The 17,499-nt window shown below is 58.2% G+C and carries 22 protein-coding genes and 4 tRNA genes; 11 read left to right on the forward strand and 15 right to left on the reverse strand.

All coding sequences use genetic code 11. The features are described from left to right. The first annotated feature begins 47 nt into the window (after window positions 1-47). Entirely contained in the window at window positions 48-260 is a 213-nt protein-coding gene (locus AB4N74_RS13570; protein ID WP_093434046.1) for a hypothetical protein, read from the forward strand. A 45-nt stretch (window positions 261-305) separates the two neighbouring features. Here the strand turns inward: AB4N74_RS13570 and AB4N74_RS13575 are convergent. The 4 genes from AB4N74_RS13575 to AB4N74_RS13590 form a co-directional block, all read right to left on the reverse strand. After that, window positions 306-381: transfer RNA gene (locus tag AB4N74_RS13575), tRNA-His, on the reverse strand. Between the two features lie 77 nt (window positions 382-458). Further along, window positions 459-543 (reverse strand) — tRNA-Leu (locus AB4N74_RS13580). 56 nt (window positions 544-599) lie between these two features. Next, window positions 600-675: transfer RNA gene (locus tag AB4N74_RS13585), tRNA-His, on the reverse strand. A 32-nt stretch (window positions 676-707) separates the two neighbouring features. After that, a tRNA-Arg gene (locus tag AB4N74_RS13590) sits at window positions 708-784 on the reverse strand. 275 nt (window positions 785-1,059) lie between these two features. On the opposite strand from AB4N74_RS13590, the gene folD reads away from it, so the two are divergent. Then, on the forward strand, window positions 1,060-1,914 hold the full coding sequence (gene folD / locus AB4N74_RS13595; protein WP_038362797.1) for a bifunctional methylenetetrahydrofolate dehydrogenase/methenyltetrahydrofolate cyclohydrolase FolD: 855 nt from the start codon (window positions 1,060-1,062) through the stop codon (window positions 1,912-1,914). Window positions 1,915-2,144: 230 nt separating this feature from the next. Continuing rightward, complete coding sequence (gene pbpG, locus AB4N74_RS13600) at window positions 2,145-3,083, forward strand: D-alanyl-D-alanine endopeptidase (protein ID WP_093434043.1); 939 nt, start codon at window positions 2,145-2,147, stop codon at window positions 3,081-3,083. Window positions 3,084-3,145: 62 nt separating this feature from the next. On the opposite strand, the gene AB4N74_RS13605 is transcribed toward pbpG, so the two are convergent. The 3 genes from AB4N74_RS13605 to AB4N74_RS13615 all read right to left on the reverse strand — a co-directional run bounded on the left by AB4N74_RS13605 (window position 3,146) and on the right by AB4N74_RS13615 (window position 4,332). Further along, window positions 3,146-3,352: a hypothetical protein gene (locus tag AB4N74_RS13605; RefSeq protein ID WP_257355589.1), complete on the reverse strand. Its 207-nt coding sequence runs from the start codon at window positions 3,350-3,352 to the stop codon at window positions 3,146-3,148. A gap of 12 nt (window positions 3,353-3,364) precedes the next feature. Further along, entirely contained in the window at window positions 3,365-3,571 is a 207-nt protein-coding gene (locus tag AB4N74_RS13610) for a DUF6021 family protein (protein ID WP_320337558.1), read from the reverse strand. An 89-nt stretch (window positions 3,572-3,660) separates the two neighbouring features. Beyond that, entirely contained in the window at window positions 3,661-4,332 is a 672-nt protein-coding gene (locus AB4N74_RS13615) for a peptidase C39 family protein (RefSeq protein WP_093434034.1), read from the reverse strand. Window positions 4,333-4,566: 234 nt separating this feature from the next. On the opposite strand from AB4N74_RS13615, the gene AB4N74_RS13620 reads away from it, so the two are divergent. Next, window positions 4,567-4,737: a hypothetical protein gene (locus AB4N74_RS13620; protein WP_186625636.1), complete on the forward strand. Its 171-nt coding sequence runs from the start codon at window positions 4,567-4,569 to the stop codon at window positions 4,735-4,737. Window positions 4,738-5,005: 268 nt separating this feature from the next. Here AB4N74_RS13620 and AB4N74_RS13625 read toward each other — a convergent pair whose 3' ends face one another. Together AB4N74_RS13625 and AB4N74_RS13630 are read right to left on the reverse strand one after the other, a co-directional pair. Continuing rightward, entirely contained in the window at window positions 5,006-5,755 is a 750-nt protein-coding gene (locus tag AB4N74_RS13625) for a TerC family protein (RefSeq protein WP_034154674.1), read from the reverse strand. A gap of 29 nt (window positions 5,756-5,784) precedes the next feature. Continuing rightward, window positions 5,785-6,027: a hypothetical protein gene (locus tag AB4N74_RS13630; protein ID WP_007965379.1), complete on the reverse strand. Its 243-nt coding sequence runs from the start codon at window positions 6,025-6,027 to the stop codon at window positions 5,785-5,787. Window positions 6,028-6,160: 133 nt separating this feature from the next. On the opposite strand from AB4N74_RS13630, the gene nhaR reads away from it, so the two are divergent. After that, on the forward strand, window positions 6,161-7,060 hold the full coding sequence (nhaR, locus tag AB4N74_RS13635; protein WP_095050826.1) for a transcriptional activator NhaR: 900 nt from the start codon (window positions 6,161-6,163) through the stop codon (window positions 7,058-7,060). Here the strand turns inward: nhaR and AB4N74_RS13640 are convergent. After that, window positions 7,055-8,218 (reverse strand): MFS transporter, encoded by a 1,164-nt coding sequence (locus AB4N74_RS13640; RefSeq protein ID WP_460091498.1) that lies wholly within the window; start codon window positions 8,216-8,218, stop codon window positions 7,055-7,057. The genes nhaR and AB4N74_RS13640 overlap by 6 nt on opposite strands. Before the next feature lie 336 nt (window positions 8,219-8,554). Here AB4N74_RS13640 and sstT point away from each other — a divergent pair, with 336 nt between their 5' ends. Beyond that, complete coding sequence (gene sstT / locus AB4N74_RS13645) at window positions 8,555-9,787, forward strand: serine/threonine transporter SstT (RefSeq protein ID WP_093434023.1); 1,233 nt, start codon at window positions 8,555-8,557, stop codon at window positions 9,785-9,787. A gap of 256 nt (window positions 9,788-10,043) precedes the next feature. Here the strand turns inward: sstT and AB4N74_RS13650 are convergent, their stop codons facing one another. Continuing rightward, the gene (locus tag AB4N74_RS13650) at window positions 10,044-10,553 is read right to left on the reverse strand and encodes a DUF1993 domain-containing protein (protein ID WP_093434020.1); all 510 of its coding nucleotides are present in this window, start codon (window positions 10,551-10,553) and stop codon (window positions 10,044-10,046) included. A 124-nt stretch (window positions 10,554-10,677) separates the two neighbouring features. Here AB4N74_RS13650 and AB4N74_RS13655 point away from each other — a divergent pair, with 124 nt between their 5' ends. Next, entirely contained in the window at window positions 10,678-11,325 is a 648-nt protein-coding gene (locus tag AB4N74_RS13655) for a YceH family protein (RefSeq protein WP_093434017.1), read from the forward strand. Window positions 11,326-11,441: 116 nt separating this feature from the next. Here the strand turns inward: AB4N74_RS13655 and AB4N74_RS13660 are convergent, their stop codons facing one another. Both AB4N74_RS13660 and AB4N74_RS13665 read right to left on the reverse strand, forming a co-directional pair. Further along, window positions 11,442-11,960 carry a cupin domain-containing protein gene (locus AB4N74_RS13660; protein ID WP_460100746.1) on the reverse strand — a complete coding sequence of 173 codons (519 nt, stop codon included), beginning with the start codon at window positions 11,958-11,960 and terminating at the stop codon, window positions 11,442-11,444. 218 nt (window positions 11,961-12,178) lie between these two features. Beyond that, the gene (locus tag AB4N74_RS13665) at window positions 12,179-12,997 is read right to left on the reverse strand and encodes a shikimate 5-dehydrogenase (RefSeq protein WP_460100749.1); all 819 of its coding nucleotides are present in this window, start codon (window positions 12,995-12,997) and stop codon (window positions 12,179-12,181) included. 256 nt (window positions 12,998-13,253) lie between these two features. Between AB4N74_RS13665 and AB4N74_RS13670 the strand changes: the two genes are divergently transcribed. The 3 genes from AB4N74_RS13670 to AB4N74_RS13680 all read left to right on the forward strand — a co-directional run bounded on the left by AB4N74_RS13670 (window position 13,254) and on the right by AB4N74_RS13680 (window position 14,310). Then, entirely contained in the window at window positions 13,254-13,604 is a 351-nt protein-coding gene (locus AB4N74_RS13670) for a hypothetical protein (protein WP_093434008.1), read from the forward strand. Between the two features lie 230 nt (window positions 13,605-13,834). Then, window positions 13,835-14,029, forward strand: a complete 195-nt coding sequence (locus AB4N74_RS13675) for a hypothetical protein (RefSeq protein ID WP_016984641.1) — start codon at window positions 13,835-13,837, stop codon at window positions 14,027-14,029. 98 nt (window positions 14,030-14,127) lie between these two features. Then, entirely contained in the window at window positions 14,128-14,310 is a 183-nt protein-coding gene (locus tag AB4N74_RS13680; RefSeq protein WP_093434005.1) for a hypothetical protein, read from the forward strand. Here the strand turns inward: AB4N74_RS13680 and AB4N74_RS13685 are convergent. Next, complete coding sequence (locus tag AB4N74_RS13685; protein ID WP_093434002.1) at window positions 14,307-15,368, reverse strand: AI-2E family transporter; 1,062 nt, start codon at window positions 15,366-15,368, stop codon at window positions 14,307-14,309. The genes AB4N74_RS13680 and AB4N74_RS13685 overlap by 4 nt on opposite strands. Window positions 15,369-15,523: 155 nt before the next feature. On the opposite strand from AB4N74_RS13685, the gene trhP reads away from it, so the two are divergent. Further along, window positions 15,524-16,855 (forward strand): prephenate-dependent tRNA uridine(34) hydroxylase TrhP, encoded by a 1,332-nt coding sequence (trhP, locus tag AB4N74_RS13690; protein WP_460100754.1) that lies wholly within the window; start codon window positions 15,524-15,526, stop codon window positions 16,853-16,855. Window positions 16,856-17,189: 334 nt separating this feature from the next. On the opposite strand, the gene AB4N74_RS13695 is transcribed toward trhP, so the two are convergent. Beyond that, window positions 17,190-17,423 carry a hypothetical protein gene (locus tag AB4N74_RS13695; protein WP_093433996.1) on the reverse strand — a complete coding sequence of 78 codons (234 nt, stop codon included), beginning with the start codon at window positions 17,421-17,423 and terminating at the stop codon, window positions 17,190-17,192. Between the last annotated feature and the right edge of the window lie 76 nt (window positions 17,424-17,499).

The following is a 17,499-nucleotide window of genomic DNA, read 5'->3' on the forward strand; positions in this document are numbered from 1 at the left end:
AAAACGGGTAAAAAAACAGCAGGCAATTTATAGGGATCGATGCACGGATGCAGCGCGTCCCACAGGCGAATACAACCAATCACGCCAGGGCTCTGCGCCAACCGCTTCTATATATAGAAGAGGTTGCCAATCAGTCCCTGACGGCCGAACCTGAAAGCAAGCCCGGCGAGCAGCACAGCATCATCGAGCAACATAAATACGACGAAGCGCCCTGCCCCTGCGCCCCGAAACCGGCAATTGCCGCTTTTCAGAACCGCTAAAACAAAAAAGGCGCCAGACTGTTAAATCTGGCGCCTTTCGAAATATGGGGTGGACGATGGGGATCGAACCCACGACAACGGGAGTCACAATCCCGTGCTCTACCAACTGAGCTACGCCCACCATATTGCGTAACAAAAAAGCCAAACAACTTCTTTGTTGGAACCTCACCAGCCCGAAGACATGAATGAAGCTTTAATTGGTGCGGATGAAGAGACTCGAACTCTTACGCCTCGCGGCGCTGGAACCTAAATCCAGTGTGTCTACCAATTCCACCACATCCGCGATGAAGCTTTTAAAGCAAAGGCGCCAGACTGTTACATCTGGCGCCTTTCGAAATATGGGGTGGACGATGGGGATCGAACCCACGACAACGGGAGTCACAATCCCGTGCTCTACCAACTGAGCTACGCCCACCATATCGCGTTACTTGTGCCAAAGCTGCCTAATGGCGCACCCGGCAGGACTCGAACCTGCGACCATCCGCTTAGAAGGCGGATGCTCTATCCAGCTGAGCTACGGGCGCCTTATTAATCTGTACTCTTAAAGGACTACAAACTAAGTGCTTTCCAGTGTCGCAGAACCTTGATTCCGCTTCACCTTCTTAACCAGTGCTAGGCTGTGCCCGACAAGTGCGACGAATAGTATAGAGCGCTCCGAAGGTCGTCAAATCCTTTTTGAAAAAAATTCATTTAATTAAAGGAGTTAGAGGAATTTGCTGACCAAGCGCCTTTGCCCTCACCGCTCGACATGCGAGAATGCGTTCTCATTTTTTCCCCTCTCGATGGTTAATCACGCGCAATGACTGCACAACTAATCGACGGCAAATCGATCGCCGCCAGCCTGCGCCAGCAGATCGCCCAACGAGTTGCCGAGCGTCGCCAGCAAGGCCTGCGCACTCCCGGCCTCGCGGTGATCCTGGTCGGCAGCGATCCTGCCTCTCAGGTTTATGTCTCGCACAAGCGTAAAGACTGTGAAGAGGTTGGCTTCCTCTCTCAAGCCTACGACCTGCCCTCCGACACCACGCAAGACGCGTTGACCGATCTGATCGATCGCCTCAACGACGACCCTGCAATCGACGGCATCCTGCTTCAGCTGCCGCTGCCCGAGCACCTGGATGCCTCCAAATTGCTGGAGCGCATTCGCCCGGACAAAGACGTCGACGGCTTCCATCCTTATAACGTCGGTCGCCTGGCCCAGCGCATTCCGCTGCTGCGTCCCTGCACACCTAAAGGCATCATGACGCTGCTGGAAAGCACTGGCGCCGACCTTTATGGCATGGACGCAGTGGTCGTCGGCGCCTCCAACATCGTCGGTCGCCCGATGGCGATGGAGTTGTTGTTGGCCGGCTGCACCGTGACCGTGACTCACCGTTTCACCAAGGATCTGGCCGGCCACGTTGGTCGTGCTGATCTGGTGGTGGTGGCCGCCGGCAAGCCGGGCCTGGTCAAAGGCGAGTGGATCAAGGAAGGCGCGATCGTGATCGACGTCGGCATCAACCGTCAGGACGACGGCAAACTGGTCGGCGACGTCGTCTACGAAACCGCCCTGCCCCGCGCTGGCTGGATCACTCCAGTGCCGGGTGGCGTAGGTCCGATGACCCGCGCCTGCCTGCTGGAAAACACCCTTTATGCGGCAGAAACCCTGCACGCCTGATCGGTACTTTCAGCAATAAGAAAAACCCGCCTTGTGCGGGTTTTTTCATGCCTGAGAAAAAACTGTAACCGTTCGCCGGAAACCCCTCTTTTTACAGGCCTTTTCACGAGTTTTTCAGGTCATTCAAACAACCATCGACAGATCTTCAGCCATACTCCTAGAATGCGACGCTTTGAAGAAATAACCCGTTACAAACTAACGGAATATCCAACCTTTATGAGTTCGCCCGCGTGAAAATTCGTCTTTCGATTCTGAGCCTGTTTTTTGCTTTTACAGGCACATTCATCACGCCAACGATCAACGCTGCGGAAACCACCGCTGCCCCACGTGACGCTTCGAGCCTGAAGATCGCCTCCGGCAGCGCACTGCTCATGGATATGCAGACCAACAAAGTCATCTACTCCAGCAACCCTGACGTGATCGTGCCGATCGCCTCTGTCAGCAAGCTCATGACTGGATTGGTAGTGGTTGAAGCCCGGCAGAACATGGACGAATGGATCAATGTCGATATCAGCAACACACCGGAAATGAGGGGCGTGTTCTCCCGAGTCAAACTCAAGAGTGAGCTGCCGCGTCGCGAGATGCTGCTGATCGCCTTGATGTCTTCGGAGAACCGCGCGGCCGCCAGCCTCGCTCACCACTATCCGGGAGGTTATGCGGCCTTTATCGCGGCCATGAACGCGAAAGCCAAGGCACTGGGCATGACCAGTACGCACTTTGTCGAACCGACAGGCCTGTCGGAACGTAACGTTTCCACCGCCCGCGACCTGAGCAAGCTGCTGGTGGCCGCGCATAAGTACCCGCTCCTCAGCGAACTCACCACCACCAAGGAAAAGACCGTGTCTTTCCGCAAACCCAACTACACCCTGGGTTTCCGCAATACCGATCACTTGGTCAATAAGGCCGACTGGGACATCAAGATCACCAAGACCGGCTTCACCAACCCTGCCGGTCATTGCCTGGTTCTGGTAACGAAAATGGCTAACCGCCCGGTCGCGCTGGTGATTCTCGATGCCTTCGGCAAATACACCCACTTTGCCGATGCCAGCCGTATTCGCAGCTGGGTGGAAACCGGCAAGAGCGCCAACGTCCCTGCGGTGGCGCAACAATACAAGGCCGAGAAAAACCTTAAGTCACGCCAGAGCGGTGTGGTTGAAGCGTCCAAGTAACCCGGGGCCGTAAGAAAAAGCCCCGAATCCTCGGGGCTTTTTTTCGCCTGCATTCCTGCATTTCAGTCATTGGGCAGCGGCATCTTGTCGTCATCAGGAATGCCATCACCTGCACTTGGATCCCGCGAAGGTTCCGGCGTCATGACATTAGGTCGGGCCATCGGATCGCGCAGCGGGCTGTCCGGATCCAGCACCGGATCAATCTCCGGCTCCGGCGTCGTGGGCACGCTGTCCGGTTTTTGCTCATCGAAGCTTGAGTCAGTACTCATACGCACCTCACATCAAGGTTTCAGATTGGCTAACGGGTCATACGGTTTGGCCGGCGTCTTGTGGTCTTCACCGGGTTTCACGTCTTTCGGCGCCTTGGCCGGGCCAACCGGATCGACTTGCGGATCATCAAGGTCCGGCGAATCGGGGTCGAAACCCAGATCATGACCCGACGAATGCTCGGTCGAATGCGGCCCTTTCGGGGATGGGGAATCTGCCATGTTCGCCTCCTGAGTCACCCGCAGAAAACGGGTTCTATTCGTAGGAGGCTTGCCGGGCGCAGTCGTGCCCGGCAAATGACGAACGGAACTCAGTGGGCTGCCAGCGCCTTGCGCGCCTGCGCCGCTTCGTTTTCCTGACCGGCCTGGGCCAGTTCATCGGCCGCTTTGAGCCAGCGCTGACGGTCAACGGCTGCCGGGATCTGCGACGGTTTCTGGATCAGCACGGCCCAGCCGCCGGATTTCTCCAGTGCCGACTCAAAGGAGCTGAAACTCATCAGTTCGCGACGGTTCATGCCGGCACGCAGCAAGACCTTCTGTTTGTTGCGGTCGTAACCGGACAGGATTGCGTAACGCGGCTCGGCCCAGAATGCCGCCCCCTCGCTGAAGCGCACCATCACCGGATAGCCTGCCGCCACCTGGGTCAACAGTGCGGGCAGGTTGCTGTCCAGCGGGTAAACCACCATGCCGTACTCGCGGGCGAGGTTTTGCAGGTTCTGCTGCAATTTGTCTTCGGCACCCGGCAAGTGCAGAGGTTTCTCGAGCAAGCCCGGGGTGATCACGATGCCCTGCTGCGACAACAGGCTGGCCAACACTTGCGGCCCACTCTGATTGGCTTCGCCGCGATAGAACGTGCCACTGAGTTCGACCCGCTCCGGCAGACGCTTGACCTCAGGCGCCACAGTACCTGCACATCCGGCCAACACGGCCGCACAACCTGCCACCAGTAGCGCCGCACGAATTCGAGAAAATACCTGCACCATCATCACTCTCTGTTCAGACGCCGGTCATCGTGTTCCGGCAACGCTTGCGATCATAGGGCCGCGCCCGGCTGCGGTATAGCCTTAAGCGGCAGACCCATCGATTGCATAGAGCAAAGTGATTGGTCGCAATCGACCTTTGGTCAATAGTCTGAAACACCCCATTGTCTAGACTGTCACTGAAACAGAGCGAATTGAAAAAGTGTGGGCCCGATGCAGGGCGAAGAGGAGGCACTGATGAGCCTGACCATGACCATTGTGATGTTGATTGCCGGCTGGCTGGCCGTGGCCGCTGCCATGTTGTGGGGGGTGCTGCGGGTTTCGCGGCGCCATCATCACCATCCGGTTCAGCCTGCTGCGGTTGAGAAAGCCGAGGAACACCGAGTGCGTCACGCGACTGCACACTGAGGGTTGAACGGCAAAGGCAAAAGCCCCTCATCGGAACGCCGCCCGCCTAGCCCTCTCCCAGAGGGAGAGGGGACTGACCGGGGTGTCTTTCGAGTTACGCCGACCTGAAATACCGAGCCGAGCTCAAGTTTGAAAACCACACAGATCGGCTCCCTCTCCCTCGGGAGAGGGCTGGGGTGAGGGGCTGATCTTGCACGGCATAGAAAACCTGAAATGAAAAAAAAGCCGCTTGAACTGAGTTCAAGCGGCCTTTTTGGCTTATTGGCGGTTACGCCTGCTCAGCCAGCTTCTTCTGCTTCGCCCGGCGCGACATCATGTTCAGCACTTCAATCGAAGCCGAGAACGCCATGGCCGCATACACATAACCTTTCGGTACATGGGCGCCGAAGCCTTCGGCGATCAGCGTCATGCCGATCATGATCAGGAAGCCCAGAGCCAGCATCACCACCGTCGGGTTGTCGTTGATGAACTTGGCCAGCGGTTCAGCAGCAAACAGCATCACCAGCACCGACACCACCACCGCGATGATCATGATCGGCAAGTGTTCGGTCATGCCGACCGCAGTGATGATGCTGTCGATCGAGAACACCATGTCGAGCATCAGGATCTGGCCGATAGCCGCGGCGAAACCCAAAGTGACTGTCGAGGTCGCCGACTTCGGATCTTCCGGCGCCGGGTCCATGCTGTGATGGATCTCGGTCGTAGCCTTCCAGACCAGGAACAGACCACCGGCGATCAGGATCATGTCCTTCCAGGAGAAGGCCTGGCCCAGGATTTCGATCACAGGTGCGGTCAGCTGCACGATGAAGGCGATGGTGCTCAACAGTGCCAGACGCAGGATCAACGCCATGCCGATACCGATACGGCGTGCTTTCTGCTGGTACTGCTTGGGCAATTTGTTGGTGAGGATCGAGATAAAGATCAGGTTATCGATGCCGAGCACGATTTCCATCACCACCAGTGTGGCCAAAGCAACCCAAGCGGTGGGGCTGGCGGCGAGCTGTAACAGATATTCCATGGGTCAGTCCTGACTCTGTGTAAGACGAATTAGATGGTCTTGGAGGAAGATTCGGATTTTTCCGCATCTTTTTCCGGAGTTTCTTTCTTCTCGATCAACCCGCCGGTGGCATCACTGAGTGCCTGCTCAGCGGCTTTATGGGTGTCGTCAATCGCTTGCTTGGCGCTTTCGGCCGCTTTGCCCATCAGTTGCTGGGCGCTTTTCTCGGCCTGATCGCAACCGGCCATAAGCAGTAAAGACGTAAACATCAATGCCGGGATTGTGTATTTCATAAGGTTTCCTTCGAATGAACAGACAGGCTCACAGACCGGCCGTCGATGGCTGGGCATTCTAGGGAGACAAACACTTCAGGAAAATTCGTATTTTTATTGGCTATACTTCGGTTTTCACGAACTGTAGAACGTCATGCTCAATTACCGACAACTGCATTACTTCTGGGTCGTAGCCAAGACCGGCAGCATCGTGCGCGCCTGCGAGCAACTGAACCTGACGCCACAGACCATCAGCGGGCAGATATCACTGCTCGAACAGACGTATGGCATCGAGTTATTCAGACGCGTCGGCCGGCAACTCGAATTGACCGAAGCCGGGCGACAAGCCCTGCCCTACGCCGAGCAGATGTTCCAGCTCGGCGGCGAACTGGAACTGATGCTGCGTGCCCAGCCCAACGAGCAGCAGATCCTGTTCCGCGTCGGCGTGGCTGACGTGGTGCCTAAATCCATTGTCTATCGCCTGATCGCGCCAACCATGGAGCTGAACGAGCCTCTGCGCATTACCTGTCGCGAAGACAAACTCGAACGTTTGCTCGCCGATCTGGCGATCCAGCGCCTGGATCTGGTGATTTCCGACAGCCCGATGCCCTCGCACCTCGACATCAAGGGCTACAGTCAGAAGCTCGGTGAGTGCGGAATCAGTTTCTTCGCCACCCCGGAACTGGCAGCCAGATACGGTCAGGATTTCCCGCGTAGCCTGCACGGTGCGCCACTGTTGATTCCCGGACCGGAAACCGTGGTGCGCAGCCGCTTGCAGCGCTGGTTTGCCGAGCAGCAGATCCAGCCGCAAATCGTCGGCGAGTTTGATGACAGTGCGTTGATGCAGGCTTTCGGCCAATCCGGCAGCGGGATTTTTATCGGTCCGAGCGTGATTGCCGATGAAGTGAAGCGCCAGTGCGGCGTCGAGCTGATTGGCCAGACCGACGCAGTGACCGAGTCGTTCTATGCCATTTCGGTAGAGCGCAAGGTCAAGCACCCCGGCATCGTTGCGATTACCGAAGGTGCCCGACGCGAGCTGTTTACCGCGTTATGAGGCCTCGGCGCACATCTCGCGCGGCTTGAGCGTCATCAGCACCATGGCGAGGAACACCGACAGCAAAATGAACCCGGCGGCGGCAAACCCGAGGAAGCCCAGACCCGCGCTGTCGATCACCCGGCCACCGACGATGGCACCCAGGCCGATCCCCAGATTGGCCCCGGCGATATTCAACGAAGCAGCAAACGCTGGCGCTTCCGGCGCGGCTTTCATCAGGCGCACATGGCTGACCAGGAACAACGCAGCCTGAGTCACGCCCCAGATCCCCATCGCCACCGCCAGCCCCAGCGGCGAATGAATGTTCGGTACCAGCGAGACCATGCCGGCAATCATGAACGCACAGAACAACACCGACGCGCCCAGCGGATGGCGATCCACCGCACGACCGCCCAGGGAGTTGCCGATCAGCCCGACCGCACCGAAAGCCATCAGGCACCAACCGACCACGGTGCCGTTGAACCCGGCGAGGCGCTCAAGAATGTCGGCCAGATACGTGTAAGCGGTAAACATGCCGCTGAACACCAGGATCGACAGGAAGATGTGGCCGATCATCAACGGGCTGCGCAGAATCTTGAACTGCGAGCGGAAGCTGACCTGATGTTGGTGCAGGCTGGTTTTCGGCAGATAAACAAACAGCAACAAGGCTTTGGCAAAAGCGATCACCGCCAGAATGCCAAAGGCACTGCGCCAGCCGAACGCATCGGAAATCAGCGTGCCTACCGGGATGCCGAACACCGTGGCGCAGACAATGCCGAAACCGATCTTGGCGATCGCGCGACCGGCGAAATCCGGGCCGACGATGTCCACTGCGGTCTCACTGGCCAAGGCCCAGAACACCGGCAGCCCGAGCGCCGGGATCAACCGGGCAATCGCCATCACCCAGATGTTCGGCGCCAGCGCCGCCACGGTATTGGCCAGACCAAACATGATCAGGATGCTGATAAATAGCTTGCGCCGCTCAAAGCGGGCGAAATACGCGGTCAGGAAAGGCCCGAACATCGCCACGGTGAAAGCGAATAAAGTCACCAGCAACCCGGCCTGCGGGATGGTGACTTCGAGGTCTCGGGCAATCGCCGGCAACAGGCCGACGATGACGAATTCCGTGGTCAGCACCGTGAACCCGGCGGCGGACAACAGAAGAATGGGCAACAGCATGCGCAACTCCAGCAAAACGACGACACCAGCGTTGACCCGAAGGCCCGCTGGCGAAATTTGAAAATAAGGATGCGCAATCTTAACAGAGTGTGTCCGGGCTGACTTGCACAAACCTGCCGACTTTGTTGCCTGATCCGGTGGCAGATCGTCACATGCCTGAAGGATAAGGCCTACGCTGTGATAAAGTCCGCGCCCTGAAAAACGTACAACCTGCTCAACGACCGGTTTATTGGCGTTGATGTCGCGTCAACACTTTCGGTTCGTGGCGGTGGTCTGCCCCTGCTTTGCCATCGCTTTACGCAACCTTGCACCCTATAAAAAATCAGAGATGCCGCTATGACCGCTTCATCCCCTTCTCTACTGCAACGCCTGAAAAACCTCAGCCTGGTCACGCAGATCGTCATCGGCCTGATCGCCGGTATCGCCCTGGCGCTGCTCGCCCCGGAAGCGGCGAAAGGCACGGCGTTCATCGGCAAAGTGTTTGTTTCAGCGTTGAAAGCCGTCGCACCGATTCTGGTGTTCGTGCTGGTGATGGCCTCGATTGCCAACCACAAGCACGGCCAGGAAACTCATATCCGCCCAATTCTGTTCCTCTATCTGCTGGGCACTTTTGCGGCGGCGGTCGTGGCCGTGGTTGCGAGCATGGCGTTCCCATCGCACCTTGTGCTGTCGACCGACAACGTTTCGGTGACGGCGCCGGGCGGTATCGGCGAAGTGCTGCAAAGCCTGCTGTTGAGCGTGGTCGACAACCCGGTCAGCGCACTGATGAACGCCAACTTCATCGGCATCCTGGCGTGGGCGATCGGCATGGGCATCGCAATTCGCCATGCCGGCGACACCACCCGTGAAGTGCTGGGTGATCTGTCCAATGGCGTGACGGTGATCGTGCGCGTGGTGATTCGCTTCGCCCCGCTGGGCATTTTCGGTCTGGTGGCATCGACACTGGCCACCTCCGGTTTCGGCGCGCTGATCGGTTACGCGCACCTGCTGGCCGTGCTGCTCGGCTGCATGCTGTTCGTGGCACTGGTGATGAACCCGCTGATCGTGTTCTGGAAACTGCGTCGCAACCCGTATCCGCTGACTCTCAAATGCCTGCGTGAAAGTGGCATCACCGCATTCTTCACCCGCAGCTCGGCGGCAAACATTCCGGTCAATCTGGAATTGAGCAAGCGTCTGGGTCTGCATGAAGACACCTATTCGGTGTCGATTCCGCTGGGCGCGACCATTAACATGGCCGGTGCAGCGATCACCATTACGGTGCTGAGCCTGGCGGCCGTGCACACATTGGGTATTGCCGTGGATATTCCAACGGCGATTCTGCTCAGCGTTGTCGCCGCCATTTGCGCGTGTGGCGCGTCGGGTGTGGCGGGTGGATCGCTGTTGCTGATTCCGTTGGCGTGCAGCCTGTTCGGGATTCCGAGCGAGATTGCCATGCAGGTGGTGGCGGTCGGTTTCATTATTGGCGTGTTGCAGGATTCGGCAGAGACGGCGCTGAACTCGTCGACTGATGTGCTGTTTACCGCTGCGGCGTGCCTGGGTGAGGAAGCAAAAGCCCAACGTACGGCGTAACAGACGCTGTAATGAAAAGCCCGCCACGGTGTGAACCTTGGCGGGCTTTTTTTGTGGCTGAGATCTTTTCCCCCTCACCCCAACCCTCTCCCCTAAGGGGGCGAGGGGGAAAGGGAGCTGATTTGTGTGCTGTTCAAAACCTGAGTTCGACTCGATAGATCAGGTCGGCGTATCTCGAACAAACAACTCGGTCAGTCCCGTCTCTCTCCGGGAGAGGGCTAGGCGGGCGGCGTTCCGATGAGGGGCTCTTAAAAACTCAGAACGCGCCCATGTAATCGCGTTTACCCACTTCCACACCGTTATGACGCAGCAGCGCATAAGTGGTAGTGACGTGGAAGAAGAACTGCGGCAGACCGTAAGTCAGCAGGTAAGCCTGACCGCTGAAGCGCTTCTCTTTCGGCGTGCCCGGACGAGTAACGATTTCGATGCCTTCCTTGCCATTGATCTGCTCCGGCTTGATCTCGCCGATGTAGGCCAGAACCTTGGCGATCAGGGCTTGCAGCTCGGCGAAGGTGGTTTCGGTATCGTCGTACTTAGGCACTTCGACTTCAGCCAGACGCGAAGAAACGCCTTTGGCGAAGTCGACGGCGATCTGCACCTGGCGGGTCAGCGGGAACATGTCCGGGTACAGACGGGCCTGCAGGAAAGCGTTCGGATCGATGTTTTTCTCGGTGGCGTGGGCTTCAGCCTTTTTCAGGACATCGCTCAGTGCGTTGAGCATTTGTTGAAAAACCGGGACGGATGCGGCGTACAGGGAAATGGTCATGGCAGTCTCGTGTGGTGGCTGGGTGGAACAGGAGGCGATTATAGCCATGCTTGATGACCACACGGCTTGCCTTTTGTTTGGCAAGGATTAGGCTAGGCGCCTTCGACTGCAGAGGGAACGCGCGATGACCACAGAGACAGAATCCAGCTTCGACGAACCACGGCTCAATGCCACGGAAATCCGCATCCTTGGTTCGCTGATCGAAAAACAGGCGACCAGCCCGGAAACCTACCCGCTGACCCTTAATGCGCTGGTCACGGCGTGTAATCAGAAAACCAGCCGCGAACCGGTGATGAACCTGACTCAGGGTCAGGTCGGCCAGAGTTTGCGGGCGCTGGAAGGTCGCGGTTTCGCCAAACTGGTGATGGGCAGCCGCGCCGACCGCTGGGAGCACAAAGTCGACAAGGCGCTGGAACTGGTGCCAGCGCAGGTGATTCTTAGCGGACTGATGTTTCTGCGCGGCCCGCAAACCGTCAATGAGCTGCTGACCCGCAGCGGGCGCATGCATGATTTCGAAGACGCCGAACAAGTTGTGCATCAGCTTGAGCGCTTGATTGCGCGGGGGCTGGCGGTGTTGATTCCGCGTCAGGCCGGGCAGCGCGAAGATCGTTATACCCATGCGCTGGGTGATCCGGCGGATAGCGAGGCAATTATGGCAGCGCGGCAGAGTCCGCAGGATCGCGGTGCAAGCAGTGGCGTTTCGGTTGAGCGTATCGAAGAGCTAGAAGCGCGAATCGCCGCGCTGGAAGAACGCCTGGCCCGCCTCGAATAACCACACAAAACCAATGTAGGAGTGAGCCTGCTCGCGATAGCGGTGTATCAGTCACATCATTTTTGGATGACACACCGCTATCGCGAGCAGGCTCACTCCTACAAGGGATCTGCGTGTTATTCACCGTCCCAGTAATCCACGCCATCCGCCTGCCGTGCCACCGCGACAAAGCCTGAGGCATTGCCCTCGGCATCCAACTTGAAGTTATCCATCACCACGTACTTGTTCGAATCCGGGTATTCGCAAATATCGGGCTGCTGCTGGGTGCTCACCGCCAGATAGCGCAATTCGCCCGAGCTGGTATTGATGATCTGATGCGCCTTCTCCGGCCCACCCGGCGGGCAAGCGATCACGTCGCCTTCGCGGATCGGGAAACGCTCGGCGCCCAGACGCACCTCACCCTCCCCGGCCACCACGTAAAACATCTCTTCGTTGACCCGATGGCTGTGAAACGGGCTGCCACGCATGCCCGGTGGCAAGGCATACAGGCGATAACCGAGTTTTTGCGACCCCAATTGCTGGCCAATCCGCGCCATGTGCTGTTGATAGCGCCCGGCGGTTTCGCCTTCCGGGGCCAGGGCTTCGGGCAGGGGTTCGAGTTCGACCTGATGCAGGTTGAGGATAGGCGGATGCATAGGAGCCTCGGTCACGGTTTTTATGGTGGGCAAGTCTGGGCTTGCTGAGGAGGCAGTATAGGCATTGATGGCCGGCGTGAAACCGCGTCGCCTCCTTCGCGAGCAAGCTCGCTCCCACAGGGGATCTACAGCGAACACACAACTTGTGTATGACAAAAATTCCACTGTGGGAGCGAACCTGCTCGCGAAGAGGCCCGCCCAGCCACCACAATACTCAATCAGCTCCGGGCAAACGCCACCGCCGCCGCAAACTGCTCTTCAGTCGGCCGCACGCCGGTGTACAGCACAAACTGCTCCAGCGCCTGAATCGCAATCACCTCAAGTCCGGTGATCACCCGCTTGCCCTCTGCTCGACCGCGCACAATCAGCGGCGTCTCCGACGGGATCGCGACCACATCAAACACCGTTTCGGCAGCCTTGATCACCTCCGGTTCAAACGCCAACTGCCCCGCCTCCGGCCCGCCGTCCATGCCCACTGGCGTCACATTGATCAGCATCTGCGGGCGTTCATCGCCCAGTTCAGCCTGCCAGCGATAGCCCAGCGAATCCGCCAATGCACGTCCGGCGCGTTCGTTGCGGGCGACGATCAAGCCGTTTTTGTAACCACCGTCACGCAGGGCGCTGGCCACCGCTTTGGCCATGCCGCCACTGCCTCGCAAAGCAAAGGTCGATTCCTTGGGCACCGCGTGGGTTTCCAGTAACTGCGCCACAGCGATGTAATCAGTGTTGTAAGCCTTGAGATGGCCGTGGGTGTTGACGATGGTGTTAATCGACTGGATCGCTGCCGCCGACGCATCCAGCTCATCGACCAGCGCAATACACGCTTCCTTGAACGGCATCGACACGCCGCAACCACGGATACCCAAGGCGCGAATGCCGCCGACTGCGCCGGTCAGATCCTGGCTGCTGAACGCCTTGTAGTAGAAGTTCAGGCCCAACTGCTCATACAAATGGTTATGAAAACGCAGACCGAAGTTCCCCGGGCGCCCGGACAGGGACATGCACAGTTGGGTGTCTTTGTTCGGGTTCATCTGCATGAAACTTCTCCTTCAAACGCACTTTCGGATAAACGGGATTAGCCAGCCCATCGGCTTCTGAACGATCATAGAGGCCTGTTTTAAACGTGTTCCGCGGCCATCACACCGCCCGGTAAATAAACCGGTACAGACCTTACACAAAATTTACCCAGTGGCTGTGCTGATTTTCCAAAATTCGCTGTCTTAGAAGTATCCCCGCGACAACTGTGGGCCTGGTGCAGGCCCCGATGCCGGGTCGAAGAACCGAGGAATTATCATGATTCGTAAACTCCCTATCGTCGCCCTGCTGATCGGTGCTTTTGCTGTCACAGGGCAAGCAGAAGCCCACGGCGGTGGCTGGCAGGGTCCGGCGGTGTTTGGCGCAATCGTCGGCTCGGCCATCATCGGTTCGGCGCTTATCAACCAGGATCGTCCGGTTTATGTGCAACAGGCGCCGGTGTACGCCCCGCCACCGGTCTATGTGCAGCAGCCACCGCCACCGGTCTACTACCAGCCCGCGCCGGTGTATGTGCAACAACCGGTCTACGTGCAACCGGCCCCGGTGTATTACGGCCCGCCGCGCGGCTACTACGGTCGTCCGCACTACTACGGCGGCCCACGCTGGTAACCGAAACACAAAGCCCTGCTTTTATAGCGGGGCTTTTTTATGACCGTTGGTCGGCCAGCGTCTGAAAAAATCTCGCCAAGGTCGCTGTGAGGACAGTTTCACCGGCTAAAGTCGGCATGATTGATTGACCGTTATGTACTTTTTCATAAAACGGTCATTTATTTGTCATGACGGAACCGCAATCTGAATCCGTCCGTAAACAACAGGTTGATAACAACAAGGACGACTGTATGCCAACACAAAACCCGCACCGCATCGTCGGCCTGTGCACCTCCAGCAAGGTGTACAGCGCGCTGACCGAGCTCAAGCACCTGGAAGGCCATCGTTGCGCCAAGTTCCTTTCGCTGCTGGCGGAAAACCTCGTGCACAAAGGTTTGCTCAACGAGCGTGAAGTCATGCACATGCTTGATCAAGTGGTCGACTGAAGCCTCAACGGCATCAATGACCACTATCGAAAGCGTTGATTGTCCGTAGAACCGGCGAATCTTTAAGGTAGCTCCATTGATAGATGGAGGTACTCGTCATGGCTCAGGTTCAAATCATGTCCGTTATCGGCAGCGCCGTCCCCGCTTCGCTCAGGGCCACGGGCCTGCTTGCCTGCTGGTATCTGATGCGCGACGGCGAAGCGATCAGCGGCCCGCTGACTTCCTTGCCCGCTGCGCAGGCACTGTCGCAGAAGCTTGTCAGCGAGCCGTTTCACGCTTAAGGCAGTTGCACTTTGGGCTTGGTCTCGGCGAACAGCGCCCAGCTCGACATGAACAATGCCGCGATCAGCGGCCCGATCACAAAGCCGTTGAGACCGAAGACTGCGAGGCCGCCAAGGGTCGAGATCAGAATCATGTAATCGGGCATTTTGGTGTCCTTGCCCACCAGAATCGGCCGCAGCACGTTGTCCACCAAACCGATCACGAATACCCCGAACAAGCCCAGCACCACGCCTTGCCAGATCATCCCGCTGAGCAGGAAATACACCGCCACCGGCGCCCAGACAATCCCCGCACCGACCGCTGGCAGCAACGACAAAAACCCCATCAACACCGCCCACAGCAGCGCGCTGGGGATGTCGAGAAACCAGAAAATCGCCCCGCCCAATGCGCCCTGCGTCACCGCGACTACCAGATTGCCCTTCACCGTCGCCCGTACCACGCGGTTGAACTTCAACTGCAAGCGCCGCTTGTGGCCTTCCTCCAGTGGCACAGCGGTGCGCACCTTGCGCGCCAGTTCGGCGCCGTCACGCAGAAAGAAAAACAGCAGATACAGCATGATGAAAAAACTCACCACGAATTCGAATGTGCCCTGGCCAAAACTGAACGCCTGACTGGCCAGCACCTGGCTGCCCTGCATCGCCGATTTGACGATTTTCTCGCGCAAGCCGTTTAGCTCGCCCATGCCAAACCGGTCGAGCAAGTGCTGAAAGTACGGCGGCAGGCTGTGCTTGAATTGCGCCAGATACGCAGCGATGTCCAGCTCGCCGCTTTCGATGTTCTTGTAGACCGCTGCGCCTTCCTGCACCAACAGCACACTGAGGATGATCACCGGCAGAATCGCGATCACCAGGCAGACCGACAAGGTACACAGGGACGTCAGGTTGCGCTGCCAGCCGAATTTCGCCTGCAGCCGGCGTTGCATCGGCGCAAACACAATGCCGAGAATTACCGCCCAGAACACCGCACCGTAGAACGGCAAGAGGATCCAGATAAACGCCACCGTGACCAGCAACAGCAGCACGGTGAGGGATTTGAATTGAAGGCTTTTTTCGTTCATGTCCGATCCATGTCAGTCAGGCGTCATGCACGCCCCGATGCTTAGTCAACCGCGACCTGCACGAGTGCCATCTTTATTCATGGAGCATAGATCCAGATCAACAAACCCTCGCCGCATCTGACTTACCCTGCCGCGCTTTTGCGACCGACACCGCCATGACCCCTACCCTCGCCGCCCCCGAACTGCTCGCCCCCGCTGGCACCCTGAAAAACATGCGTTACGCCTTCGCTTACGGCGCCGATGCGGTCTACGCCGGCCAGCCGCGTTACAGCCTGCGGGTGCGCAACAACGAGTTCGATCACGCCAATCTGGCACTGGGTATTCGTGAAGCGCAGGCGCAAGGCAAACGCTTTTACGTGGTGGTCAACATCGCGCCGCACAACGCCAAGTTGAAGACCTTCCTCAAGGATCTGGCACCAGTCATCGACATGGCCCCCGACGCGCTGATCATGTCCGATCCGGGACTGATCATGCTCGTGCGGCGACATTTCCCGCAGATGCCGATTCACCTGTCGGTGCAGGCCAACACGGTGAACTGGGCGAGCGTCGAGTTCTGGCAGCAGATGGGTTTGAGCCGGATCATCCTGTCGCGAGAATTGTCGCTAGAGGAAATCGGCGAAATCCGTGAGCAGGTGCCGGGCATGGAACTGGAAGTGTTCGTCCACGGCGCGCTGTGCATGGCCTATTCCGGGCGCTGTCTGTTGTCGGGTTACATGAATAAGCGCGATGCCAATCAGGGCACCTGCACCAATGCTTGTCGCTGGAAATACTCAGCGCAAGAAGCCACCGAAAACCAGCTCGGCGAGATCGTCCAGACCTTCCAGCCAGAGCCAACGCTGGGGCTGGGCACGCCCACCGATCAGGTGTTCCTGCTGCAGGAAGCCAATCGCCCCGATGAATTGATGCCAGCATTCGAGGACGAACACGGCACCTACATCATGAACGCCAAGGACCTGCGCGCGGTGCAGCATGTCGAGCGCCTGACGCGCATGGGCGTGCATTCCCTGAAAATCGAAGGCCGGACCAAATCGCACTTCTATTGCGCGCGCACCACCCAGGTGTATCGCCGCGCGATTGATGATGCGGTGGCCGGGCGTGAATTTGACCGTAGCCTGATGACCGATCTGGAATCACTCGCACAGCGTGGCTACACCGAAGGATTTCTGCGTCGGCATGTACATGACGAGTACCAGAATTATCAGCACGGCAGCTCGGTGTCGGAGCGTCAGCAGTTCGTTGGCGAGTTGACCGGCGAACGGCGTGGGTGGTTGGCAGAGGTCAAGGTGAAGAACCGCTTTGCCTTGGGTGATCATCTGGAGTTGATGACGCCAAAGGGCAATTTCCATTTTGATCTGCATGAGTTGCAGAACGCTAAAGAAGAAGCGATCGAGGTGGCACCGGGGGATGGGCACACGGTGTATCTGCCGATTCCGGATGCGGTGGATTTGCGGTTTGGGTTGTTGATGCGGGATCTGCGTGATGCCTGAGAAGGCCCTCACCCTAGCCCTCTCCCAGAGGGAGAGGGGACCGATTGGGGGAAATTGGAGAAATCCGCCGACCTGAAATTACGCCGGTGAATCCACAATCGACTCTTCTGATCAAGAAAACTGGACTTGGCCGAGTCCATAATCGACTCGGTTGTTCAGGTCGATATATAACGCAAGACATCTCGGTCGGCCCCCTCTCCCTCCGGGAGAGGGCTGGGGTGAGGGAAGCTTACGAAAACAGACTCTTCCCGCAACATCGCCAGGCTCGCTCCCACATTGGGACGCGCTTCCCTGCTCGCGAAGGGGACGGTAAATCCAGCACAACAACCAGGATTCAGCGCCGATCATCGGAAAGAGGCGTCGGCTCATCCGCCGGCGGCACATCCTCATCTTCCGCCGCCGGGTCCTTCCAGTCTTCGGGCCGATCGGCATCGCTCAGCGGGTCGCGCCCCGGTGGCATCCCCATTGGAGAATCATGATCAGCCAGTGTCGGTTCATCGGTACCGGGCAGCGGCCGGGTCGAATCGGTGGGCAGCACGCCACCCTGAAACAGCAAATCGTTAGCCATGACGCACCTCACTCAGGAGGTCCGGAATACCCGGGCCGTACAACTTGGAATCAGCCCTGTGCACGGCGTGCTACCG

The organism is Pseudomonas sp. H3_C08, assembly GCF_054669455.1.